Here is a 23,939-nt window from a genome sequence, read left to right as displayed (position 1 = left end):
GCGCTCGCCCTGCGGGTGAACACTCCGAACCTGCATTCGGAGCGCGAGCATGGCCAACGATCTCTGGGACGGCGCTACCGTGCCGGCCGCCGCCACCATCGTCGTCAAGCGGGTGGAAGGCTTCTTCGCCCACCCCTACGACGACAACGGCGCGCTGCCGGGCGGCACCTGGACCATCGGCTACGGCACGATCCGCGACGCGGCCGGCAAGCCGGTCACACCCTCGACCCCGGCCATCACCGAGGTCCAGGCCGTCAAGCTGCTGCTGCGCGACATGAAGCGCGCCGCCCAGGACGTCCACATCCGGGTGCGGACCCCGCTCCTGGTCTACGAGGCCGCCGCCCTGATCTCGTGGACCTATAACCTCGGCGAGGGAGCGCTGCGCACCTCGACGATGCTGCGCAAGCTGAACGCCGGCGAGAAGACGGCCGTGCCCGACGAGATGCGCCGCTGGATCAACCAGAACGGCAAGCCGCTGGTCGGCCTACTGCGCCGCCGCTGGGCCGAGGCGGCGATCTTTCTGGGCAAGGACCCGGTCAACGCCTGCGTCCGGGCCTGGCGCGAGATTGACGACCTGACCGACTGGCCGGCGTTTTAGAGTCGGGACCGGGGACATGCCCTTGCGGCGTGTCCCCACGTTCGAGACCCGCTTGGGGACACGCCGCAAGGGCATGTCCCCGGCCGGAGCTATTTCCGTTCCGCCGCCTTGGCCGCGTTCCACAGACCGTCCATCTCGGCCAGGTCTGACTGGTCCGGGGTCCGCCCGTCCTTGGCCAGTTCGGCCTCGATGAAGGCGAAGCGACGGGCGAACTTGGCGTTGGTGGCGCGCAGGGCGTCCTCGGGCTCGACGTCCAGCTTGCGGGCCAGATTGGCGACCACGAACAGCAGGTCGCCCAGTTCCTCGCGGGCCTTGGCCTTGTCGCCGGCGGCGATCTCGACCTTCAGTTCGGCGACCTCCTCGGCCAGCTTGTCCAGCACCTCATCGGTGGAGGGCCAGTCGAAGCCCACCCGGGCGGCGCGCTTGGTCAGCTTGACCGCGCGGGTCATGGCCGGAAGGCCGGCGGGCACGTCGTCGAGAACGCCGCCCTTCTTCTTGGCTTGGCGCTCCTGGGCCTTCAGCGCCTCCCAGCCGGCGGTCTGGGCGTCCTGGTTCTCGTAGGCGTGGTCGCCGAACACGTGCGGATGGCGGCGCACCATCTTGTCGTTGATCGCCCGGGCCACGCCGGCCAGATCGAACGCGCCCTGTTCCTCGGCCATCCGCGAATGGAACACCACCTGCAGCAGCAGGTCGCCCAGCTCTTCCTTCAGGTCGGCCACGTCGTTCCGCTCGATGGCGTCGGCGACCTCGTAGGCCTCCTCGACGGTATAGGGCGCGACGGTGGCGAAGGTCTGCTCCAGGTCCCACGGGCAGCCGCCGTCGGGATCCCGCAGCCTGGCCATGATGTCGATCAGGGTGAAGAGCGGGTGCTGGTCCTTCTGGCGAGGATCATTCAGCGGGCTTTGGGACGGCGAGGGGAGCGACATGCGGTTCCGGGGGCGGGCTGGGAGGGAGCTCGGCCGCGTCCCGCTCGTCGAGCTGACGGCGGATCTCGGCATGGGCGGTCGCGTCCAGCGGATAGCGCAGGATGACCGCGTACACCAGCAGGCCCAGCACCGCGGGGGCCACGGCGTACATGGCGATCAGGGCGGTGTCGCCCTGGGCGCTGGGGACCTTGGGGTCGAAGCCCAACCAGGACAGCAGCAGGAACACGCCGATCGCCAGGGCGTAGCCCAGCTTCACCGTGCCGTTGACGATGGCGTACAGCAGGCCCGTGCGGTCGACGCCACTGGCCAGCCGCTCCTCGTCGCCGATGTCGGCCATCATCGAGCGCACCAGCAGCGGCGCGGCCGAATAGGGCAGGCCGGCCAGCACCAGTATGGCCATGCCGATGACGGTCGCCGCATTGAAGCCGAAGCCGCCCTGGTTGGCGGGCGTGAAGACCGAGGCGACCTGTACGACCGCATAGACCACCGAGGCGATGGCCAGGGCCCGATGCTTGCCGACCTTGCGGGCCAGGGCCGGCCAGATGGGCGAGCCCAGCAGGGCGGCGACGAAATAGACCAGCAGCAGGAGGCCCGCCGCTCCCTTGTCGAAGCCCTTGATGCGCTCGAAGAAAAAGAAGAACAGCGCCCCGGCGATGCCCGGCGCCAGGCCCATCAGCAGATCGGCGATCAGCAGCTTCTGCACCGACGGCCGCTTGAGCAGGCCCAGATACTGCTTGAGACCGGCTTCGTGCCTGACCGCGGGCACGTTGGTCTCGCCGACCACGCCGATGGCCAGTAGGAAGGTCAGGGGCAGCAGGAGAATGATGAACCAGCCCATGGCCTGGACGCCGGCGGCGTGGTCGCCCTTGAAGACCATCGACAGGATCGGCGGCAGCAGCAGCACCAGGATCATGCCGACCACGTTGCCGGCCTGCCACCAGCCGTAGATCCGCGACCGCTGCTGGTAGTCCGGCGACAGCACCGCGCCCCAGGCCGTCTGCGACAGCACCGCCATCGAATAGCCGACGTAGCAGACGACCAGCCAGGCCCAGAGATAGACGGGCCCGACGCCGGGCTTGGCCATGAACAGGGCGTAGGCGGCGATCATCAGCACCGGGGCGGCGGCGGCCAGCCAGGGCCGGAACCGGCCGAGCCGGGTCCGGGTGCGGTCCATGACCCCGCCCAGGATCGGGTCCAGGATGATGTCGGCCAGCCGCACCAGCAGGAAGGCCGCGCCCACCACCGACAGGGAAAGCCCCAGGTCGCTGACATAGTATTCCGGCAGGTAGACCACCAGCGGCAGGCCCAGGCCCGCCAGCGGCAGGCAGGGCGCGGCGAAGGCCGCAAGGGTCCAGGATGAGCGCCGTCCGGTCATGCGTTCCTCGTCGAGAGCGGGTTGGCCCCGCCTTCATGAATCGCGATCAGACGCCGTGTCGGGGCCGCTGACAAGGAGTCTCCGAAACCCACGTTTCAGCGCCGCGGCTTGGAGCCGTCGCTGAACTGGTCCTTGGCCAGCCGGTCGGCGAAGCGGTCGAAGGCGTCCTCGGCGTCGTGCCAGGTGGAGCCGTAGCGCGCCCAGCGGATGTCGGATTCCCACCAGCCGTAGGCGATCGGCGTGCTCTGGCCGGCGGCGTCGACGTAGCGGCCGCTGATCTGCGCGCCGCCCACGCCGAAGCTCTGGTAGGACAGGCCCGGCGTCTTGCCCATCTGCTGCGGCGTCGGGTGATTGGGCTTGGCGTCCTCGATCACCAGCTCCAGGGTTCCGCCGCCCGGCCGCGGCGGCAGCCGGCGCTCGACCGCGCGCTGCAGTTGGCTGGCCAGGATGTCGAAATCCCGCTGGCCGATGTCCTTGACCTTCTCGGCCAGCTTCGGGCCGATCGAGACCTTGACCTCGGAGACCGCGGGAGCGGCGAGGGCGGGCTGGGTCGCGCCCAGCAGGAGGATGGCGGAGACGAGGGCGAGACGCATGATGGACTCCCGGTTCAGGCTTGGCTTGAAATGTGGGGATCGCGCCGCCGCGACGCCAGGTTGAAGATCGCCCAACCGAGCAGGGCCGACAGCAGCGAGCCGGCCAGCACGCCGATCTTGGTCTCGTCCTGCAGGACGGGAGCCTTGAAGGCCAGGTTGTTGATGAACAGGCTCATGGTGAAGCCGATGCCGCACAGCGCCGAAACGCCGAACAGCTGGGTCCACGAGGCCCCGCTGGGGCGCTGGGCCCAGCCCAGCTTGATGGCCGCCAGGCAGAACAGCCCCACCCCGATCGGCTTGCCCAGGAACAGCCCCAGGGCCGCGCCCAGGGTGGCCGGCGCCGTCAGCTCGGCCAGTCCCACCTGGCCCAGGGCGACGCCGGCGTTGGCGAAGCCGAACACCGGCACGACCAGATAGGCCACCCAGGGATTGAGGCCATGCTCCAGCCGGTGCAGCGGCGAATGGGCGTCGTCCAGGTGGGAGGGCGACTTGGTGATCGGGATGGTCATGGCCAGGATCACCCCCGCCAGGGTGGCGTGCACGCCGGACCTGAGGAAGAAGAACCAAAGTCCAGCCCCGACAATCAGATAGGGCCACAGCTTCATGACCTTCAGCCGGTTCATCGCCACCAGGACGACCAGGGTCGCGGCCGCGCCGCCCAGGGCCCAGAGGGTCAGGTGGTCGGTGTAGAAGATCGCGATGATCAGGATGGCGCCCAGGTCGTCGATGATCGCCAGGGCGGCCAGGAAGATCTTCAGCGAGCCTGGCACGCGCGAGCCCAGCAGCGACAGCACCCCCAAGGCGAAGGCGATGTCGGTGGCGGCCGGGATCGCCCAGCCGCGCAGGTTGGCGGGCGTGTGGAGATTGACGGCCACATAGATCAGCGCGGGCGCGACCATTCCCCCCAGGGCGGCCACGCCCGGCAGCACACGCCGCGACCAGGTGGACAGCTCGCCATCGACCGTCTCGCGCTTGATCTCCAGCCCGACCAGCAGGAAGAACACCGCCATCAACCCGTCATTGACCCAGTGGCCCACGCTGAGACCGCCGATATAGACGTGCAGGGCGTGGAAATAACCGTCGGCCAGCGGCGAGTTGGCGACCACCAGCGCCAGGGCCGCCGAGCCCATCAGCAGCAGCCCACCGGCGGATTCGCTGCGCAGGAAGGCGCGCACGGCGGAGAGCGGGCGGGAGCGGGCGATCGTCATGCGGCGGTCCTCGCGGATTCGTAGGCGCCACCCTAGCTTGTCACGCCACGCGAAGCGAAGATGCGAAGCGAAGACTTGGGCCAGCCTGGAAGAACGTACGGCGCCTAGAGCCCCGCGATCCGCGCGACGGCCTCGATGTCCAGCGCCCGTCCCAGCATCGCGGCGATCTCGTCCAGGGCCGCGTCGACCGTGGCGGCATGATCGCGCGGCGTGGTCGTCAGGCCCAGCGGAGCCAGCAGGGCCGCGCGCGCCTCGCCGCGCTCGAACAGGCCGTGGACATAGGCTCCGGCCACCCGACCATTGTCCGAGACCGCGCCGTCGACCGCGCCGCCGTCGAAGGCCAGCATCGGGGTCACCGTTCCGGGACCGGTCGTACGGCCCACATGCATCTCATAGCCCGAGAAGGGCGCGTCGCCGGCCAGCAGACGGCCTGACGCCGCGCGCAACACCTTATCGCCCCGCAGCACGGTCTCGACGTCCAGCAGGCCGAGGCCCGCCGCCGAGCCCGGCGGCCCCTCGATCCCGTCGGGGTCGCTCACCGTGCGCCCCAGCATCTGGTAACCGCCGCAGACGCCAAGCACCCGGCCGCCCCGTCGCGCGTGGGCCAGGATGTCGATGTCCCAGCCCTGGGCGCGCAGGAAGGCCAGGTCCGCCAGCGTGGCCTTGGTCCCCGGCAGGATCACCAGGTCGGCGTCGCCAGGCACGGGCGTTCCGGGCGGCAGGAAGGCGAAATCGATATCGGGATCGGCCCGCAGCGGGTCGAACTCGTCGAAATTGGCGATCCGCGACAGCATGGGGACCACGATCCGCACGCGCCGGTCGCCGTCGGCCCGGACGGGACGTTCCAGCACCACGGCGTCCTCGGCGGGCAGGGCGCGGGCCGGGGCCAGCCACGGCGCCATGCCCAGGTCCGGCCAGCCGGTCCGGGCGACGATCTCGCGCCGGCCGTCGTCGAACAGCGAAGGATCGCCGCGGAACTTGTTGATGATGAAGCCCTTGATGCGATCGCGGTCGGCGGCGTCCAGCACCAGGTGCGCCCCGGCCAGGGCGGCGATCACGTGGCCCCGGTCGATGTCGCCGACCAGGGCCACGGGCACGTCGGCGGCGTGGGCGAAACCCATGTTGGCGATGTCGCCGGCCCGCAGGTTGGTCTCGGCCGGGCTGCCCGCGCCCTCGACCAGCACCAGGTCGGCCTCGGCGGCCAGCCGGCGATAGCTGTCGACCGTGGTGGCCAGCAGGTCGGGTTTCAGCCCCTGGAACGCCCGGGCCTTGTAGGCGCCGACCACCTTGCCCCGCACCACCACCTGGGCCCCGACGTCGCTCTGCGGCTTCAGCAGCACCGGGTTCATGTGGACGGTCGGCGGCGTACGGCAGGCGATGGCCTGTAGGGCCTGGGCCCGGCCGATCTCGCCGCCGTCGGCGGTGACGGCCGCGTTGTTGGACATGTTCTGCGGCTTGAACGGCCGCACGATCAGGCCGCGATTGGTGAACAGCCGGCACAGGCCGGCGACCAGGGTCGACTTGCCCACGTCCGAACCGCAGCCCTGGATCATCAGCGAGGCCATGGGCCGCGCCTACAGGGGGCGCGGATCGCGGTCAATGGGCGGCTGGCGTCGGGGCCTGGAGCGCTCTATATCCCCGGTCACATGAGCATCGATCACGACTCCCGCCTCCGGCGGCTGAAGTTCCGGGCCTGGCATCGCGGATTTCGGGAAGCGGACCTCATTCTGGGGCCGTTCGCGGACACCCATGGGCCGAACCTGACTCCCGAGCAGCTCGACACCTTCGAAACCCTGATGGAGGAGTCCGATCGCGAGATCTACGCCTGGATCGTCGGCCAGGAGCCGACCCCGGCCAAGTTCGACACCGACGTCCTGACCCTGATCAAGACCTTCCGCTACGAGGCGCACGCCTCGCGGCCGATCGGCGACGGGATGTAGCGGCCCGGTTCCGGACCGTTTTCAGGCAACAGCATCAGTACCGGCGGCGTTGTCGCTGGCTCAACCTTCGAAGAGCAGCATGGCCTACGACGCCAAACAGATCGCCAAGGCCTCGGGAGGCCTGACCCTGGCCGGCGCGCCGGAGGGCTTCGACGCCCTGGTCATGGCCGACATCGCCCGGGCGCGCGGCGGTCTGACCGCCTTCGTGGCCCGCGACACCGCCCGGGCCAGCGCCTTCATCGACGCCCTGAAGTTCTTCGCGCCCGAGATCGAGGCCGTGCTGTTCCCGTCCTGGGACTGCCTGCCCTATGACCGTATCGGCCCGTCGGCCGGCGTGGCCGCCGTGCGCATGGCCACCCTGCACCGCCTGGCCGAGGGGCTGGGCCAGGCCAAGCCGGCCATGCTGGTGACCGCCGCGCCGGCCCTGCTGCAGCGCGTGCCCGAGAAGTCCGTCCTGCTGCGCGCCAGCTATTCGGCCAAGGTCGGCAACAGCGTCGACGTGGCCGACCTTGAACGCTATTTCGCGATCAACGGCTACAGCCGCGCCTCGACGGTGTCGGAACGCGGCGAGTTCGCGATCCGCGGCGGCGTCATCGACGTCTATCCGCCGGCCGCCGAGGAGCCGGTGCGGCTGGACCTGTTCGGCGACACGCTGGAGAGCATCCGCGCCTTCGATCCGGAGACCCAGCGCTCGACCAAGCAGCTTCGCGAGATCCAGCTGCTGCCGGTCAGCGAGGCCCTGCTCGACAAGGACGGCGTCTCGCGGTTCCGGGCCGGCTATGTCCGCGCGTTCGGCGCGCCGGGCGACGATCCGCTGTACGCCACGGTCAGCGAGGGCGGCCGCCGCGCCGGCCTGGAGCACTGGCTGCCGCTGTTCTACGAGCGGATGGCGACCCTGTTCGATTACCTGCCGGCCGGAGCCCTGGTCGGCGTCGACCACCAGGTCACCGAGAGCCGCGACGAGCGGCTGGCGATGATCGCCGACGCCTACGAGGCCCGCGCCTCGGCAGACCGCAAGTCGGCCTACCGCCCGCTGGCGCCCGACGCCCTGTACCTGACCGCCAAGGAATGGGACCAGGCCGTCGAGGACCGTCCCAACCGCAAGTTCACGCCCTTTCAGCCGCAAGGGCTCGACGTCGTCGACATGGGCGCCAAGCTGGGCCGCACCTTCGCCGCCGAGCGAGCCCAGGACAGCGTCAACCTGTTCGAGGCCACCGCCGACCACGCCCGCAAGCTGGCCGGGGAGGGGAAGCGGGTTCTATTCGCCTCGTGGTCGGAGGGCTCGTCCGAGCGCCTGGGGACCATGCTGGCCGACCACGGCCTGAAGAAGATCCCGTACGCCGCCTACTGGCAGGCGGCCAAGGCCAATGACCCGAAGACCCCGCAGCGCGTGGTCCTGCCGCTGGACAACGGCTTCGAGACCGACAGCCTGGCGGTGATCTCCGAGACCGACATCCTGGGCGACCGCCTGGCCCGGCCGCGCAAGAAGCGCCGGGCCGCCAACTTCCTGGCCGAGGCCAGCGCCCTGACGCCCGGCGACCTCGTCGTCCACATCGACCACGGCATCGGCCGCTACGAGGGCCTCAAGACCCTGGACGTCCAGGGCGCGCCGCACGACTGCCTGGACCTGCTGTACGGCGGCGAGGCCAAGCTCTACCTGCCGGTCGAGAACATCGACCTTTTGACCCGCTATGGGACCGACGGCGAGAACGTCCAGCTGGACAAGCTGGGCGGCGCGGCCTGGCAGGGCCGCAAGGCCAAGGCGAAAGAGCGCCTGCGGGTGATGGCCGAGGGCCTGATCCAGATCGCCGCCGCCCGCCAGCTGAAGTCCGTGGAAGAGACCGATCCGCCGCACGGGGTGTTCGACGAGTTCTGCGCCCGCTTCCCCTACGAGGAGACCGACGACCAGCTGTCGGCCATCGCCGACGTGCTGGAGGACCTGTCCTCGGGCAAGCCGATGGACCGGCTGATCTGCGGCGACGTCGGCTTCGGCAAGACCGAGGTCGCCCTGCGCGCCGCCTTCGTGGTGGCGATGAGCGGCAAGCAGGTGGCCGTGGTCTGCCCGACCACCTTGCTGGCACGCCAGCACTACAAGACCTTCAAGGACCGCTTCCAGGGCTGGCCGGTCAAGGTCACGCGCCTGTCGCGCCTGGTCACCGGCAAGGAAGCGGCCGAGACCCGCGAGGGCCTGGCCAACGGACAGTTCGAGATCGTGGTCGGCACCCACGCCATCCTGTCCAAGCAGGTGTCGTTCAAGGACCTGGGCCTGGTGATCGTCGACGAGGAGCAGCACTTCGGGGTCAAGCACAAGGAGAAGCTGAAGGAGCTTCGCGCCGACGTGCACATGCTGACCCTGACCGCCACGCCGATCCCGCGCACCCTGCAGATGGCGCTCAGCGGCATCCGGGAGATGTCGATCATCGCCACCCCGCCGGTCGACCGCCTGGCGGTGCGCACCTATATCAGCCCGTTCGACCCGGTCACCCTCCGCGAGGCCCTGCTGCGCGAGAAGTACCGCGGCGGCCAGGCCTATTACGTGGTGCCGCGCATCAAGGACCTGGAGGACATCGAGAAGTTCCTCCGCACCCAGGTTCCGGAGATCAAGTACGTGGTCGGCCACGGCCAGATGGCGCCGACCCAGCTGGAAGACGTGATGACGGCCTTCTACGAGGGCCAATACGACGTGCTCCTTGCGACCACGATCGTCGAAAGTGGGCTGGACATCCCCAGCGCCAACACCCTGATCGTCCACCGCGCCGACATGTTCGGCCTGGCCCAGCTGTACCAGATCCGCGGCCGGGTGGGGCGGTCCAAGGCCCGGGCCTACGCCTATCTGACGACGCCGGCCGAGAAGCAGATCACCCTGTCGGCCGAGAAGCGCCTGAAGGTGCTGCAGTCGCTCGACAGCCTGGGCGCCGGCTTCCAGCTGGCCAGCCACGACCTGGACCAGCGCGGCGGCGGCAACCTGCTGGGCGACGAGCAGAGCGGCCACATCAAGGAGATCGGGGTCGAGCTCTACCAGCAGATGCTGGAGGACGCCGTGGCCGAGCTGCGCGAGCGCCAGGGGGCCGAGGCCCTGCTGGAGGATCGGGGCTGGTCGCCGCAGATCAACACCGGCGCGGCCGTGATGATTCCCGACGACTACGTGCCCGACCTGAACGTGCGCCTGTCGCTATACCGCCGCCTGTCGGAAGCCGAGAAGGCCGCCGATCGCGAGGCCCTGGCCGCCGAGCTGATCGACCGCTTCGGCCCGCTGCCGCCCGAGACCGACAGCCTGCTCAAGGTCGTGGCCATCAAGGGCCTGTGCCGCGAGGCCAATGTCGCCAAGATCGATGTCGGCCCCAAGGGGGCGGTGGCCAGCTTCCGCAACGACACCTTCGCCAATCCCCTGGCCCTGGTGCAGTTCGTCGGCAAGAACAGCCTCATCTGGAAGGTTCGCCCCGACCAGAAGGTGGTGGTCAAGGGCGAGTGGGACACCCCGGCCCAGCGGCTGGACGCGGCCGAGAAGATCCTGTCGCAGTTGGCCAAGCTGGCCAAGGCGGCGTGATGCTGGTGCTCGCCTAGGTCGGCCGTTTCGCCGACGCCGAGGCCCATGCGGCTCAGATGACCGGGTCCGGATCTCGCCAGCCAGCGTGGCGCGGATCCGCCAGGATCAGGGAAACCTCGAGAGGAGATTTCCCATGGCCACGATCACCCGCTCCGTCGATGTCGCCCTGGCGCCCGACCAAGTCTGGGACGCCGTGCGCGACTGGGGCCACGTCCATCAACGGCTATGCCCCGGCGCGCTGACCGACTGCCAGGTGGAGGAGGGCGTGCGGACCGTCACCTTCGCCAATGGACTGGTCGCCCGCGAGCTGATCGTCGCGGTCGACGACGAGGCCCGCCGCCTGGTGTGGTCGGTGGTCGGCAGCGCTCTGCTGACCCACCACAACGGTGCGATGCAGGTGCTGCCTGAGGGATCGGGCAGCCGGATCGTCTGGACCGCCGACATCCTGCCGCACGACGCCGCCGAGCGGGTCGCCGGCTTCATGGACCTGGGCTGCGCGGCGATGAAGACGACCTTGGAGGGGTGAAGTGCAGCCGGGGACGCGCACTCACGGCGGGGCCTCGGTTGGTTTGCAGGGTTGTGATGTGAGTGCGTGTCCCCGAAGTCGAGCGCTTATCCTCGGTGAATGGCGAATCAAGTTCAATGATTTCAACGCTCTGAGCTTTCTCGACCCGATTTGATCCTCACCCCTCTCGACTGCCGGTATCCTGACCTCACCTGAAGGCATGGGGAGGGCGCACGTACGGCGACCGATGCGGCTTTCAGGGGTGGACGAGCGGGAAGGTCTTGTCCGCCGTGTCTCCTCGGGGACGTCCAGGTCGGTTCGGAGCAGGTTCGCCTCAGTCGCGACGAAACTCCGGCGCCCGGATAGGCGGATAGGGCCAGCAGGCCCGGGCTGAAATGGCCCATGCGGTCCAGGACGCGCCAACGTCCTGCCCGTCGGGGGCCTCCATCGGAGCGGGTTAAAAATCCGCGACCCGAAGGCTTCCGGATAACGGCTCCACGCGAAGCGCTCGAACTTCGTCGAAACGGNCCATCGGAGCGGGTTAAAAATCCGCGACCCGAAGGCTTCCGGATAACGGCTCCACGCGAAGCGCTCGAACTTCGTCGAAACGGTACAACACATCAAAGCTACTCCGGGCGAGGCCCGGGCGCTTCGCACCCTTCCCATCAGCTCGGCCGCGAAAGGCCGAGGTCGCCGCCTCGTGGCTGGGGACAGGCGCATGCGCCTGTCCCGTCCGCGTCCCAGATCCTGCCTCCACCACAGGGGGAGGTTTTTGGTCTCAGGCCGCCACCGACGCCCTGGCCGCCCGGGCCTCGCGCAGCAGGGTCCAGGCGCGCAGGGCCATCTCCAGGCGGGAGACGGCCAGCAGGCCCACGCCCAGCACGATGAAGCCGTCGGTGACCAGGGCGGCGTTGATGTGCCAGGCCGAGGCCTCGCTCTCGACCAGGGCGCGCAGGGCGAAGCGGACGACGAACAGACCCAGCAGGAACAGGATCGCGGCCGGCGACGGCTTGGTGTTCAGCAGGTGGGTCTGCGGGTCGATGGCGATCGGGATCAGCTTGCCCCGCCACCAGCCGATCGTCGCGCCGACCGCGAAGATCGCCGCCAGCCAAGCCCAGTCCACGCCGTGCGGCGGGAACTGCACGAGGACGGCGACCATCGCGGCGACCAGCAGGGCCGGCACGATCCACATCAGCTCCAGCCTGAGCCGGCGCTCACGGGTCATGCCCCGGAAGCGCAGGGCGAACACCACGGCGACGATGGCGATCGTGACCGCCATCTGGATGCTGGACTGAGGCATGAACAGGATTCCGACAACGGGCCGCCCCACGGGCGACCTCCCCGGCGGCAGGATTGGCCCGGTCAGGCCGCCTGTTCAAGCGCCTTGTCGATGGCCTGGGCGATGTTTTCCGGGCTTTCGGCGCCGACGACCGCCAGTTTGCCGCTGAAGATGGCGAACGGCACGCCGGTGACGCCGGCCTGGACGGCCATGGCGTGCTCGCGGGCGACGACGTCCTTGTCCGCGCCCTCGGACAGCAGGCGCAGGATCACTACGGGGTCCATGCCGGCGCTCTGGCCGATGTCCGCCAGCACCGCGGGCTCGCCGATGTCCCGACCCAGCGTGAAGTAGGCGGCGAACAGGGCCTCGACCACGGCGTCCTGCTTGCCGGCGCCTTGGGCCCAGCGGATCAGGCGGTGGGCGGCGCTGGTGTTGGGCGAGCATTCGATGACGTCGAAGTCGAAGACGATGTCTTCCTCGGCGCCGGCCTCGACCAGCGCCGCGTGCACCGCCTTCAGCTTCAGGGGATCCTTGAACTTGCCGGCCATATAGGCTTTGCGATCAACGCCTTGCTCGGGAAGAGTCGGGTCCAGCTGGTAGGGGCGCCAGACCACCAGCGGTTCGACGTCGGGCCGCAGGGCCAGGGCCGACTTCACCCGCCGCCAGCCCAGATAGCACCAGGGGCAGACGACGTCGGCGACGAGGTCGATAAGCAGCGGCTGGCCCATGGCGTGGTCCTTCGATGGCGAACGCTGCAGCACCTAGGGGCGTCCTCGTCCTTCGGCAAGCTCAGGCTGAGGACGATTGCTGGCGCGACGCTTCAAAAAACCCTCATCCTGAGCCTGTCGAAGGACGAGGATTTCACACACCGACCTTTAAGCGCTGTGGCGCTGCAGGGCCTGGGCGGCGGCGCGTTCCAGGGCGTGGACGGCGCTCTCGCCGGCCTCGATCTGGGCCACCCCGATGTCGAACTCGCAGACGAACGGCGGCCGGTCGTCGCCGGCGTCGAAGGCCGTGCAGCCGATCACCGCGGCGATCCGCTCTGCGGCGGCGCGTCCGGCCGCCTGGTTGGTGGCGGGCAGGGCCAGGGCGAAAACCTCGGGCGCCAGACGGGCGGCGGTGTCCTCGACCCGCACCAGCCGGCCGACCATCGAGCCGATCTGCGGGATAGCGCGGTCCAGCCAGCCGTTCTTGCGCGCCCAGACCGTGTCGGGCTTGTCGGCGACCCGCAGCACGCAGATCGACAGCGGCCGGGCCCGCTCCCGCGCTGCGGTCGCCAGGCGGACCAGGTGGGCGGCGAACAGGTCGCGGGTGAACAGGCCGGTGGCGGCGTCCATCAGGCCAGAGCTGCGGGCCTTCTCCAGGGCCCCGCGAATGGCCTCGCCGCGACGATAGTTGCGGGCCAGCTCGATGACCCGCTTGGCGGTCTCGATCTCGGCCGTTTCGGGCGAAGCGACGTCGGACACCCCGCGATGGAAGGCCTCCGACATGGTCACATAGCTCTCGGCCTTCAGGTAGAGCAGGGCCGGGATGTGAAAGAGCCGGGTGTTGCGGCGCATGCCGGCCGCGATCGACAGGGCTTCCTGCTGGTTGTCGCCGGCCCACAGCACCACGGCGTCGAAGGCCCGCTCGTGCAGGTAGTCGAAGGCCGTATAGGCGGTGAAGGCGCCGACCACGTCGGCCCCGCTGCGGGCCAGGGCGTTGGACAGGGCCAGGAACTGCGGAGCCGGCTCGCCGATCGCCAGGATGCGGAACGGCTCGGCCTGGGGTTCGGGCAGGTCCAGCCGGCGGCCGCGATCGCCGAAGGTGGCCAGGCGAAGCTCGAACTCCTCCTCGGCGATGGCGGTGCGCACCAGGGACTCCAGGCGCAGCACGGCCTGGCTGGGGTGCAGGGGCGGCGACAGGGTCAGGTCGAAGGCCTGGGTGTTGGACTCCGTCCCCGGCTCGCCGATGGCGATCACCGGCAGGCGGCGCGGGGCCACGGCGGCCTTCAGGCGGCGCGACAGGGAGTGGGCGTCGGGGCCGGCGCTCTCGAGATCGACGATCACCGCCTCGATGTTCAGGTCGCCCAGGGCGGCCAAGGCGGCGTAGGGACCGCGCGCGGTGATGGTCCGCCAGCCGAGCTTGTCGAGCCCTTCGGACAGCGGCCCGGCGCGAGCATCATCGCGCGCCACGATCAGGATTCGGGCGTTCACCGCCAACTCAAGCCTCCGCCCCGGACACCGGCGTCGCCCGACGGCGCGGCGCCGTCGAGATTCGACGTCGCACCATAGCAGAGGCGCAGGCCCCTCATAGGTCCGCATCGCCGCAGGCTGTGAACGGACAAAGCCTCTTGCCTGACCGAAGGGCAGGGCCGTTCTAGTGGCCGTGAGACGAACGCCGCGAGAGTCGGCCGGGAGGAACGTCATGGCCCAGGGACCGCTGTCCGGCCTGAAGGTGCTGGAATTCGCCGGGCTCGGTCCCGGCCCGTTCTGCGGCATGCTGCTGTCGGACCTGGGGGCCGACGTCGTGCGCATCGACCGCAAGGGCGCAGGCCGGGGCTCGCCCGCCGACGTCACCGCGCGGGGCCGCCGCTCGGTGGCGCTGGACCTGAAGTCGCCGGCCGCGGTCGAGGCCTGCCTGACGCTGATGGAGAGCACCGACGGCGTGATCGAGGGCTTCCGCCCCGGGGTCATGGAGCGGCTGGGCCTGGGCCCCGACGTCGCGCTGGTCCGCAATCCCAGGCTGGTCTATGGCCGCATGACCGGCTGGGGCCAGACCGGCCCCTACGCCAGGGCCGCCGGTCACGACATGAACTACATCGCCATCAGCGGCGCCCTGGCGGCGATCGGCACGGCGGACAAGCCGGTGCCGCCGCTGAACCTGGTCGGCGATTTCGGCGGCGGGGCGCTCTATCTGGCCTTCGGCCTGCTGGCGGGGGTGATCCACGCCCGGGCGACGGGGCAGGGCCAGGTGATCGACTGCGCGATGAGCGACGGCGCGGCCTCGCTGATGGCCATGTTCTACGGCTTCAAGGCCAGCGGCCTTTGGGGCGAGGGGCGACGGTCCAACCTGCTGGACGGCGGGGCCCACTTCTACGACACCTATCAATGCGCCGACGGCAAGTGGATCTCGATCGGTTCGATCGAGCCGCAGTTCTACCGTCTCCTGCTGGAAAAGACCGGGATCACCGACCCGCAGTTCGAGCACCAGATGAGCCGCGGGGACTGGCCGGAGCTTCGGGAGAAGCTGGCGGCGGTGATCGCGACCCGGACCCGCGACGACTGGTGCGTCCTGATGGACGGGACCGACGTCTGCTTCGCCCCGGTCCTGACGATGGACGAGGCTCCGGCCCATGCCCACAACGCCGCGCGCCGGACTTTCGTCGAGGTGGCCGGCGTAACCCAGCCGGCGCCGGCCCCGCGCTTCTCGGCCACCCCCGGCGCGATCCAGGGCCCGCCGCCGAAGATCGGCGCTGACAACGACACGGCGCTGGCGGACTGGGGCTTCTCGGCCGAGGCGATCACGGCGCTGAAGGCGCGGGGCGCGCTGTAGCCTCCCGTCTCCTGACGAGATCATTCAGGTCCGGTTCAGCCGCAAGGGTCTAGACCTGATCCTGTAACCGGCCGTCGCGCCACCCGTCCCTCGATGCGGCGACCGGTTCAGGTTCGTCCTGCGGAGACCCGCCGCTTTCCCTGAAGCGGCGGGTCTTTGTATCTCCAATCCGATGTTTTTTTGGCGGCGCGCTTGCGTCGAAGCGGCGCCGAGGCCAGTTTCCGCCGCATGAATTCCCCCCAGGACCGTATTCGCTTTCGAGACCTCGATCTCGATCCGATCCATTGGGTGAGGGAGATCCTCCGAGTCCTCGGCCTGGCCCTGCAGCGGCTGTGGGGCCGCGACGTGATGCTGTATGTCGGCGGGGTGTCGTTCTTCATCCTGCTGGCGGTGTTTCCCGGCCTGGCGATCCTGATCGGTCTGTTCAGCCTCCTCCTGACCCCCGAACAGGCGGCCTACCAGGCCGACAAGCTGTCGTTCCTGATGCCGTCGGGCGCCCGACCGATCTTCCAGAGCGAGCTGGCCCGCCTGGCCCACGCCCCGGAAAAGGCGATCTCGGCCCAGAGCGCCGTGGTGCTGATCATCGGTCTCTACGCCGCCCATCGCGGCTTCAAGGCGTTGCTGGCCGGCCTGTCCTTCATCCATGACGAGGAGGACCAGCGCGGCTTCTTCGGCTTCAACTTCATGGCCCTGGTGGTGCTGGTCGCGGCCTTCGCCCTGCTGTTCGTGATGTCGGGCGTGTTCCTGACGTTCCGCCTGCTGGCCAGCACCGTGAACCTTCGCCCCCTGGCCGGCGTGTCGTGGATCCAGAGCGAGTGGACCTGGGCCAGCCTGGGCCTGCTGGTCGGCATGACCCTGATCTATCGCTACGCCATGTCCCGCGCCCCGGTCGGCTGGCGCGCGTCGATCGCCGGCGGGTTCGCCGCCGCGGTGATGTGCGTGTTCATGTCCTGGGCCAGCGCCTTCTACGTCGAGCAGGTCGCCCATCTGGGCGCGACCTACGGCTCGATCTCGGCGGTGATCATCTTCCTGATCTGGCTGTCGTGGAGCGTCAACGCCGTGTTCTACGGCGGCGCCCTGGCCACCGAGATGGAGATCGCGCTGGACGAGCGGCCCCGGGCCCTGCTGGAGGGCCCCAAGCCGATCCCGCTCAAGGCGCCTTCGCCACCAGAAAGCTGATCGCGCCGTCCGGGGCGTCGACGATATCGAGCACGGTCGCCCCGGCGCTGGCGGCGAAATGCGGCACGTCGATGCGGGCCAGCGGGTCGTCGGCCAGCAGGCGGACCAGGCCGCCGGCCGGCGCCTCCTCCAGGGCCCGGCGCAGGCGCAGCGTCGGCACGGGGCAGCGATGGCCGCGGGCGTCCATCAGGCGTTCTTCAGACATCGAACACGGCCTCGGCTTGGGCGGCGGTCAGAATGCGGTGCGCTCCCGGCGCCAGGTCGTCCGGCAGGGCAAGGCCGCCGATACGCTCGCGATGCAAGGCGGCCACGTGGTTGCCCACAGCGGCGAACATCCGGCGGACCTGGTGATAGCGGCCCTCGGTGATGGTCAGCCGCGCCTCGCGCTCGCCCAGAACCTCCAGACTGGCGGGCAACAGCGGCTTTTCCTCGCCCTCCAGCATCAGGGTCCCGCTGGCGAAGGCCGCGCCCTCCGTCCCGGCCAGCGGCCGGTCGAGCGTGGCGCGATAGACCTTGGGCACGTGGCGCTTGGGCGAGATCACCCGGTGCAGGAAATCGCCGTCGTCGGTGATCAGGATCAGGCCCGAGGTGTCCTTGTCCAACCGCCCGACGCTCGAAAGCGCCGGGTCGCGGATCTGCCAGCGCTTGGGCAGGAGGTCGTAGATCCGCTCGCCGTCCTCGCGGTGCGAACAAACCACGCCCAGCGGCTTGTGCATGATCAGCACCAGGGGCGCCGGCGGGTCGACCGGGACGCCGCGGATCTTCAGGCGCAGCGGCAGGTCGGCGGCGACGGCGATCTTCAGGCCGGCGTCCTTGATGGCGACCCCGTCCAGCGTGACCTTGCCGGTCGAGACCAGGGCCTGGACGTCGCGCCGGCTGCCGTAGCCGAGATTGGCCAGCAGCCGGTCCAGTCGCGCCATCAAGGCTTTGCTCATTTCCGGGCCTCGTACACCTTGAAGCCGCCGGCGTCGGCGACCGGGCGGACGGTCTTGAAGTGCTCGTTCAGCACCGCCTCGTAGGGCAGGTGGCGGTTGGCGACGATCCACAGCACGCCGCCCTTGCGCAGCATACCGGCGGCCGCGGTGATGAAGGCCTGGCCCAGGCCCTTGTCCTCGCTTCCGGTTTCGTGGAACGGCGGGTTGGTGACCACGAAGTCCAGGCCGCTGGCCAGGTCCGCGCCGCGCCGGGCGTCGGCCTGCAGGACCTCGACGCGCGGGTCGTCGACATTGCGCCTGGCCGCCTCGACCGCCCGGCGGTCCAGGTCGACCAGGGTCAGCTTGGTCACCTTGGGCGAGGCCAGGACGGCGTGGGCCAGGACGCCGATGCCGCAGCCCAGGTCGACGCCGACCCCGCTCAGCGGCGGCAGCGACTTCAGCAGCAGGGCAGAGCCGGGATCCAGGCGGTCCCAGCTGAACACCCCCGGCTGGGTCCACAGGCCGTCGCCGTCCAGCCGGCGCGGCGCGCCTTCGGCGATGGCGGCGTCCAGGCCGATCACGTGCGCCGGCTTCAGGGCCACGCAAATCCGCTGGTGACGCTTGGCGCTTTCACCGACCGTGCAGCCGAACGCGACCAACTCTTTGTTCATGCGCAGGCCGCCGCGATCCTTCGGGGCGAGGGCGGTCAGGCGTCCCTCCACCTTCAGCGCCCGCAAGGCCTGGGCCAGCACGTAGCGCCGCTCGGCGACACCGGGCGGGGCCTGGATCACGATCTCATCGACGGAGTCGTCCGGGAGGCTGGCCAGGTCCGTCGCGCCCACCCATAGCGGCGAGGTCTGGAGCGCCCCGCCGGGCAGGTCGATGAGGTCATGAGACGGCGAACCGTAGACGGCGAAGTTTGGCATTTCAGGATCTTTGCTTGGCGAAGACCAGTGAATGGGCCTCCGAACATCGAGAGCCTGAGCGCGTCGCAAAATCGAGACAAGAAGTCCAGCCCCGCGTGCGGCCGGGCTCGCCCCAACGTTGTATTCGATTGCGGGGCAGGGTAGCGATGACCTAGACTGGAAGCGTGCAAGGCTCGCGTCACGAGAGGTCTTACGGATCCTTCCACGGTGCGGCCCTGAACGCAGGGCGTGCGGAGCTTATGATGCAAATTCGACCCGATCAGCCCGCCGCCAAGATCGACACCAATTCGGGTGAAGCCACACCGCCGGTGACGGTCCTCACCGGACAAGGATCGGTGGTGGTGTGGGACACCTCGGTGCCTGCGCGCGTGTTTTCGGACGTCTATACATTGTACGCTGACGTCTTCGACGCGGCTGGCGCACTGATCCGAAAGGTCACCGTGGCCAGCTCGGCGGCGCCAGCCTCGGTCGATCCCCGGCCCCAGGTCGTGGCGCTCACCAACGGCGGCTTCGCGGTGGCTTGGCACGCCACCTACGGCTACGTCAGCGAGGGCGCCGCGTTCCAGACCTTCGACGCCACCGGCGTGGCGACCTCCGCGGTGTTCAGCATTCCCAACAGCGTGGACGGCGAGTCGATCGTCGCCCTGCCGAACGGCGGCGTCGCCCTGGCCTGGACGCAGAAGCAGGCCTCGGGGGCTGTCGACGCCTATACGGCGACGTTCAATTCGGCTGGTCAGGTCTCCGCCACCACGCAACTCACCCATCTGGCCGCCACGGCCCACGTCGATCCCCCGATCGTCACAGCCCTGGCGTCCGGCTACGCGGTGTCCTGGATCTCGGTGCTCGACGCCCAGACAGCCAGCGTCTTCACCTCGATCTTCAACGCGAACGGCGTCGAGATCGGCCAGCCCATCGCCGTCAGCGGCCCGTTCTCGACCACGATCAAGGCCGACCTGAACGTCGCGACCACCGCCAGCGGCGGCTTCACCCTGACCTGGCTCGAAAACCACGACGGCGCCAACGACATTCATCGCGCGGTGTACGCTGCCAATGGCGCGCAGATCGCCGCGTCTGAAGTCGTCGCCCACGGCCGAGGCGTCGAGGTCGCGGCCCTGGCCGACGGACATTAGGCCTTGGCCTGGGTCGACGGCGGCGTGACGTTCAAGATCCTGGACGCCGACGGCCACGCGATCACCGGCCCGATCGCCGTCACCCATGACGACACCTACGGCCACGTGGTCGGCGACATCGCGGTCGCCGCCGTGGGCGACGGAAATCAGTTCGTCGTCTCCTGGACGCAGACCACCGCGGAAACGGGTCAGCAGAGCGAGCTGTTCGTCGCGGTCTACGATTCGACCGGCCACCGGGTGGCCGAAGCGGTCAACATCGCGGGCAATCCCTACTACGACGAATCCACGCCTTCGATCGACACGTTCTCCGATGGGCATTTCGTGATCGGCTGGACCTCCGGCCGTTTCTTCAACGACGGCTACACGCCCTATGTCCGCAACGGCGTCTTCAAGGCGGAGCTCGATCCGACCGTCGAGCTGTCAATCGGTTCGGTGGACCTGAACGGCGACGGCCGCTCCGACGTGCTGATGCGCAACCACGAGGGCGATCTGGGATCCTACCAACTGGTCGGCGGTCAGTATCAGTGGAGCGCGCCGACGCACTCGCTGATGACCTATTCTTTGGTCGGGGTGGGCGATTTTAACGGCGACCACGCCACCGATGTGCTGTTCCGCAACAATATCTCCGGCGACCTGGGCTTCAACCGCATGGTCGACGGCCAGAACGTCGGCTACCAGGCGATCGGCTCGTCCTCGACCGCCTACGCCGTGGTGGCGACCGGCGACTTCGACCACAATGGGACCAGCGACATCCTGTTCCGTGGCGTGAGCGGCGACATGGGCTACTACCGGATGAGCGAGGGCGCCGTCGTCAGCTGGGGCCAGATCGGCACGCTGGCCAACACCAAGGCGGTTGCCGGCGTGGGTGATTTCGACGGCGACGGCGACGACGACATCCTGTACCGCACCCTCGGTTCGGGCGCGGGCGGCGGCGATCTTGGCTTCTACCATCTGCAGAACGGCGCCGTGGTCGGGCAGACGACGATCGCGTCCTCGTCGCCGGCCTATACGGTGGTCGGCGTCGCCGATTTCGACGGCAACGGCTCGGTCGATATCCTGTTCCGCAACGACAAGACGGGCGACACCGGCTTCTACAAGATCGACCACGGCCAGTTCGTCGACTGGGTCGGCGTCGGCTCGTCCTCGGCCGACTATCGGGTCGTCAATGTCGGCGACTTCGACATGAACGGCAGCGTCGACATCCTTTTACAGAACGAATTCAACCACGACCTGGGCTACTACGCCCTGGACCACGGCCACTTCGTCAACTGGATCGGCGTGGCCACCACCGCCGACGGCTTCTTCGGCGTCTAGTCGGCGCCCGGCACGCTCGTCCGGGGCCTTGGCGGGCAGGGTGGGATTCGAACCCACGGTGGACTTTCACCCACGGCGGTTTTCAAGACCGCTGCCTTAAACCACTCGGCCACCTGCCCGGAGCAGGGGCCTATATCAGCGGTCGCCCGCCCGCTCCAGTCGTTTCGGCGCGTTTTGGTCGCACCTTTTATTAACCAGACTTCAAGCCTCCTGAACGACCCTTTCGCTCGAGACTAGAGTGATCGGGAGCAGGCGTTTGGACCAGGCAAGCGAAGCGCGGGGCGCGGGTCGCCCGCTGCGCGGACTGGCGGCGGCCGCGCTCGGTTGCGCCGGCCTGGCCGCCTGCGCCACGCCGATGCCGACCCGGCTGCCGCCGACGGCCTCGTCGCAATCGACGGCCAGACCCTATTCGGGACCGCCCGCCCCGGGGTCAACCGCGGGCCTGCGCGGCACCGAGAAGCCCTACCAGATCAAGGGGATCTGGTACTATCCCAAGGCCGATCGCGACTATGACGAGAAGGGGATCGGCTCGTGGTACGGCGAGCAGTTCCACAACCGGCGCACGGCCAATGGCGAGATCTTCGACATGGACGTGCCGTCGGCGGCCCACAAGACCCTGCCGCTGCCCAGCATCGTTGAGGTCACCAACCTGGACAACGGCCGCAAGCTGCAGGTTCGGGTCAATGATCGCGGGCCGTTCGTCGATGGTCGCATCATCGACCTGTCGAAGGCCGCCGCCGAGCAGCTGGGCTATGGCCGGGCGGGCGTGGCCCATGTCCGCGTCCGCTATGTCGGCCCGGCCGGCAAGACTCCGTTCGACCAGCCGCGGATGATCGCCTCGGCCCCGCCGCCCTCCGAGCCGCGCTATGCGCCGGCGCCCAGGACCCGTGTCTACAACTCGGGCCTGCCGCCGGCCCAACCGGCCTACGACGCGCCGCCGCCGCCCAAGGCCGCCGACCCGGACTATGTCCCGTCTGCCCCGTCTGCGCCCGTCGTCCCGGCTGAACCCGCGCCGGTTCTCGCCGGCGCCGAGACGGTCAACGGCGGCGCTGGAAGCGCCTATCGCGTGCAGGCGGGTTCGTTCGCCAATCGCGGCAACGCCGAACGCGCCGTGGCCCAGCTGGGTGAGGCTGGGGAGACCTCGATCGAGCCGATCCAGCGCGCCCAGGGCGTGCTCTATCGCGTGGTTGTCCAGGCCGGTCCGGACGAGGCCGAGGCCTTCGGCGTGCGCGACCGCGTCGCCGCCCTGGGCTTTTCCGACGCGACGGTGCTGCGGCCCTAGGCCTGGCCGCGATCCCCTCTGGACAAGACGGGCGTTACGGCCGATTTGAAGCCCGTGACGCGTGGAACCTTCATCAGTTTCGAGGGCGGCGAGGGGGCTGGAAAGTCGACCCAGATCCGCCGCCTGGCCGAACGCCTGAAGGCGGACGGCGCCGACGTGGTGCTGACCCGCGAGCCGGGCGGCAGCCCCGGCGCCGAGCAGATCCGCGACCTGATCCTGAACGGCGACGTCGACCGCTGGTCGCCGGTCACCGAAACCCTGCTGATGTACGCCGCGCGGCGTGACCACATCGAGCGGGTGATCCGGCCGGCCCTGGACCGTGGGGCCATCGTGCTGTGCGACCGCTTCGCCGATAGCACCCGGGCTTATCAGGGGGCGGGCGGCGAGGCGCCGATCAGCCTGATCAAGGCGCTGGAAGAGCAGGTCCTGGGCGGCACGACGCCGGACCTGACGCTGATCTTCGACATCCCGGCCGAAGTGGGCCTGAAGCGGGCCCTGGCCCGGGGCGGCGAGGCGCGCTTCGAGGCCAAGGGCCTGGCCTTCCACCAGCGCCTGGGCGAGGCCTTCCTCGAGATCGCGCGCCGCGAGCCCCAACGCTGCGTGGTGATCGAAGCCGACGACGCGATCGACGCGGTCTGGGCCGACGTCTGGGACGCGGTGTCCACCCGGCTGGGCCTGTAGCGCGTGGACGCGCCGCCCCATCCCCGCGACGTGTTCGCCATCGACGGCGTCGAGGCCGCCGAGCTGGCCTTCCTGGACGCCCTGGACCGCGGCCGGCTGCACCACGCCTGGCTACTGACCGGACCCGAGGGCGTAGGCAAGGCGACCCTGGCCTATCGGATGGCCCGCCGCCTGCTGGGCGCGAGGCCGGATCCGGCGTTCGGCGCCCTGGGATCGGCGCCGACCGATTTCGTCAGCCGCCAGGTCGCCGCCCGATCGCACCCCGACCTGATGGTGCTGGAGCGGGCGACGGACGACGGCAAGGCCCGCAAGTCGATCCCCGTCGACGAGGCCCGTCTGCTGCCGGCCTTCTTCGCCAATTCGCCGGCCGTCTCGCCTTATCGGGTGGCGATCATCGACGCCGCCGACGACCTGAACGTCAACGCCGCCAACGCCGTGCTGAAGACTCTCGAGGAACCCCCGCCGCGTGGGGTGATCCTGTTGATCAGCCATTCGCCGGGCCGTTTGCTGCCGACCATCCGCTCGCGCTGCCGCCGGCTGGTGGTGCCCGCGCCGGAGCTGTCCAAGGCCGCCGCCATGGTCGAGCAGCGGGCCGGGGTCTCGGCCCACGAGGCCGACCGCCTGGCGCGAATGGCCAAGGGCGCGCCAGGCCGCGCCCTGCAGCTGGCCGCCGCCGGGGCGCTGGAGGCCGACGACGCGGCCGGCGAGATCCTGCGCAAGCTGCCCGACCTGGACGAGGGCGCGCTGCTGGCCATGGCCGACACCTTCAAGGGGGCCGAGGGCGCCGCGCGCTTCGAGCTCTTGTTCGACCGGCTGGGCGACCAGATCCACGCTATGGCCACCGGCATGGCCGGCGAACGCACGCCGGCGGGCCTGGACCGCTGGGTGGCGGCCTGGGAGAAGATCGTCCGCGCGCCGGGCGAGGCCGAGGCCGTGAACCTGGATCGCGCCGACGTGTTCTGGACCGCGATCATGGACTTGCGCGCCGCCGCCCGGGCGGCCATGTGA

22 protein-coding genes, 1 tRNA gene and 1 pseudogene are annotated in these 23,939 nt (G+C 69.6%); 11 read left to right on the top strand and 13 right to left on the bottom strand.

Features of this window, described 5'->3' with window-relative positions:
* Positions 1-49 precede the first annotated feature (49 nt).
* Positions 50-598, top strand: a complete 549-nt coding sequence (locus tag ASD47_RS01950; RefSeq protein ID WP_056750784.1) for a lysozyme — start codon at positions 50-52, stop codon at positions 596-598.
* 89 nt (positions 599-687) lie between these two features.
* Here ASD47_RS01950 and mazG read toward each other — a convergent pair whose 3' ends face one another.
* The 5 genes from mazG to ASD47_RS01925 form a co-directional block, all read right to left on the bottom strand.
* Entirely contained in the window at positions 688-1,524 is an 837-nt protein-coding gene (mazG, locus tag ASD47_RS01945; protein WP_082564430.1) for a nucleoside triphosphate pyrophosphohydrolase, read from the bottom strand.
* Complete coding sequence (locus ASD47_RS01940) at positions 1,487-2,899, bottom strand: MFS transporter (protein ID WP_056750779.1); 1,413 nt, start codon at positions 2,897-2,899, stop codon at positions 1,487-1,489. Before ASD47_RS01940 ends, mazG begins: the two co-directional genes overlap by 38 nt.
* Before the next feature lie 95 nt (positions 2,900-2,994).
* Positions 2,995-3,492, bottom strand: coding sequence for a hypothetical protein (locus ASD47_RS01935; RefSeq protein WP_056750776.1), 498 nt, complete (start codon positions 3,490-3,492; stop codon positions 2,995-2,997).
* A 14-nt stretch (positions 3,493-3,506) separates the two neighbouring features.
* Positions 3,507-4,700 (bottom strand): Na+/H+ antiporter NhaA, encoded by a 1,194-nt coding sequence (gene nhaA / locus ASD47_RS01930; RefSeq protein ID WP_056750774.1) that lies wholly within the window; start codon positions 4,698-4,700, stop codon positions 3,507-3,509.
* A 104-nt stretch (positions 4,701-4,804) separates the two neighbouring features.
* Positions 4,805-6,265, bottom strand: coding sequence for a cobyric acid synthase (locus ASD47_RS01925; protein WP_056750770.1), 1,461 nt, complete (start codon positions 6,263-6,265; stop codon positions 4,805-4,807).
* Positions 6,266-6,346: 81 nt separating this feature from the next.
* Here ASD47_RS01925 and ASD47_RS01920 point away from each other — a divergent pair, with 81 nt between their 5' ends.
* The 3 genes from ASD47_RS01920 (at position 6,347) to ASD47_RS01910 (ending at position 10,713) form a co-directional block, all read left to right on the top strand.
* Positions 6,347-6,640: a succinate dehydrogenase assembly factor 2 gene (locus tag ASD47_RS01920; protein ID WP_082564410.1), complete on the top strand. Its 294-nt coding sequence runs from the start codon at positions 6,347-6,349 to the stop codon at positions 6,638-6,640.
* 79 nt (positions 6,641-6,719) lie between these two features.
* Positions 6,720-10,187, top strand: coding sequence for a transcription-repair coupling factor (mfd, locus tag ASD47_RS01915; protein ID WP_056750767.1), 3,468 nt, complete (start codon positions 6,720-6,722; stop codon positions 10,185-10,187).
* A 133-nt stretch (positions 10,188-10,320) separates the two neighbouring features.
* A complete protein-coding gene (locus ASD47_RS01910) occupies positions 10,321-10,713 on the top strand; it encodes an SRPBCC family protein (protein ID WP_056750764.1) in 393 nt (130 codons plus the stop codon).
* Between the two features lie 757 nt (positions 10,714-11,470).
* Here the strand turns inward: ASD47_RS01910 and ASD47_RS01905 are convergent.
* The 4 genes and pseudogenes from ASD47_RS01905 to ASD47_RS01895 all read right to left on the bottom strand — a co-directional run bounded on the left by ASD47_RS01905 (position 11,471) and on the right by ASD47_RS01895 (position 14,172).
* Positions 11,471-11,992 carry a CcdC protein domain-containing protein gene (locus ASD47_RS01905; protein WP_156402066.1) on the bottom strand — a complete coding sequence of 174 codons (522 nt, stop codon included), beginning with the start codon at positions 11,990-11,992 and terminating at the stop codon, positions 11,471-11,473.
* A 62-nt stretch (positions 11,993-12,054) separates the two neighbouring features.
* The gene (locus tag ASD47_RS01900) at positions 12,055-12,699 is read right to left on the bottom strand and encodes a DsbA family oxidoreductase (RefSeq protein ID WP_056750759.1); all 645 of its coding nucleotides are present in this window, start codon (positions 12,697-12,699) and stop codon (positions 12,055-12,057) included.
* Between the two features lie 39 nt (positions 12,700-12,738).
* A pseudogene (locus ASD47_RS27350) lies at positions 12,739-12,840 on the bottom strand (hypothetical protein); the annotation flags it as partial.
* Between the two features lie 6 nt (positions 12,841-12,846).
* Positions 12,847-14,172 carry a diguanylate cyclase domain-containing protein gene (locus ASD47_RS01895; RefSeq protein ID WP_056750756.1) on the bottom strand — a complete coding sequence of 442 codons (1,326 nt, stop codon included), beginning with the start codon at positions 14,170-14,172 and terminating at the stop codon, positions 12,847-12,849.
* Positions 14,173-14,377: 205 nt separating this feature from the next.
* On the opposite strand from ASD47_RS01895, the gene ASD47_RS01890 reads away from it, so the two are divergent.
* Complete coding sequence (locus ASD47_RS01890) at positions 14,378-15,505, top strand: CaiB/BaiF CoA-transferase family protein (protein ID WP_056750753.1); 1,128 nt, start codon at positions 14,378-14,380, stop codon at positions 15,503-15,505.
* Between the two features lie 228 nt (positions 15,506-15,733).
* Positions 15,734-16,684 carry a YihY/virulence factor BrkB family protein gene (locus tag ASD47_RS01885; RefSeq protein ID WP_056750750.1) on the top strand — a complete coding sequence of 317 codons (951 nt, stop codon included), beginning with the start codon at positions 15,734-15,736 and terminating at the stop codon, positions 16,682-16,684.
* Here ASD47_RS01885 and ASD47_RS01880 read toward each other — a convergent pair.
* From ASD47_RS01880 to ASD47_RS01870, 3 genes are read right to left on the bottom strand one after another with little or no spacing between them, the layout of a single operon-like run.
* Positions 16,656-16,889: a sulfurtransferase TusA family protein gene (locus tag ASD47_RS01880; protein WP_056750747.1), complete on the bottom strand. Its 234-nt coding sequence runs from the start codon at positions 16,887-16,889 to the stop codon at positions 16,656-16,658. The two genes, ASD47_RS01885 and ASD47_RS01880, sit on opposite strands and share 29 nt — an antisense overlap.
* Entirely contained in the window at positions 16,882-17,619 is a 738-nt protein-coding gene (locus tag ASD47_RS01875; protein ID WP_056750744.1) for a pseudouridine synthase, read from the bottom strand. Before ASD47_RS01875 ends, ASD47_RS01880 begins: the two co-directional genes overlap by 8 nt.
* The gene (locus ASD47_RS01870; protein WP_056750742.1) at positions 17,616-18,524 is read right to left on the bottom strand and encodes a class I SAM-dependent methyltransferase; all 909 of its coding nucleotides are present in this window, start codon (positions 18,522-18,524) and stop codon (positions 17,616-17,618) included. Before ASD47_RS01870 ends, ASD47_RS01875 begins: the two co-directional genes overlap by 4 nt.
* A gap of 242 nt (positions 18,525-18,766) precedes the next feature.
* Between ASD47_RS01870 and ASD47_RS01865 the strand changes: the two genes are divergently transcribed.
* Positions 18,767-19,654, top strand: a complete 888-nt coding sequence (locus tag ASD47_RS01865) for a hypothetical protein (RefSeq protein ID WP_056750739.1) — start codon at positions 18,767-18,769, stop codon at positions 19,652-19,654.
* 3 nt (positions 19,655-19,657) lie between these two features.
* Complete coding sequence (locus ASD47_RS01860) at positions 19,658-20,968, top strand: VCBS repeat-containing protein (RefSeq protein WP_056750735.1); 1,311 nt, start codon at positions 19,658-19,660, stop codon at positions 20,966-20,968.
* 29 nt (positions 20,969-20,997) lie between these two features.
* Here the strand turns inward: ASD47_RS01860 and ASD47_RS01855 are convergent.
* Positions 20,998-21,087: transfer RNA gene (locus ASD47_RS01855), tRNA-Ser, on the bottom strand.
* A 137-nt stretch (positions 21,088-21,224) separates the two neighbouring features.
* On the opposite strand from ASD47_RS01855, the gene ASD47_RS01850 reads away from it, so the two are divergent.
* Genes ASD47_RS01850 through ASD47_RS01840 form a run of 3 tightly spaced genes read left to right on the top strand, consistent with a single transcriptional unit; the run spans position 21,225 to position 23,939 of the window.
* Positions 21,225-22,250 (top strand): septal ring lytic transglycosylase RlpA family protein, encoded by a 1,026-nt coding sequence (locus ASD47_RS01850; RefSeq protein WP_056750730.1) that lies wholly within the window; start codon positions 21,225-21,227, stop codon positions 22,248-22,250.
* Positions 22,251-22,304: 54 nt separating this feature from the next.
* The gene (tmk, locus tag ASD47_RS01845; RefSeq protein ID WP_056751550.1) at positions 22,305-22,931 is read left to right on the top strand and encodes a dTMP kinase; all 627 of its coding nucleotides are present in this window, start codon (positions 22,305-22,307) and stop codon (positions 22,929-22,931) included.
* Positions 22,932-22,934: 3 nt separating this feature from the next.
* The gene (locus tag ASD47_RS01840) at positions 22,935-23,939 is read left to right on the top strand and encodes a DNA polymerase III subunit delta' (protein WP_056750727.1); all 1,005 of its coding nucleotides are present in this window, start codon (positions 22,935-22,937) and stop codon (positions 23,937-23,939) included.

Origin of the sequence: Caulobacter sp. Root1472 (assembly GCF_001426985.1) — a bacterium.
Classification (GTDB): domain Bacteria; phylum Pseudomonadota; class Alphaproteobacteria; order Caulobacterales; family Caulobacteraceae; genus Caulobacter; species Caulobacter rhizosphaerae.
This window is presented reverse-complemented; position numbering and strand designations above follow the sequence as displayed.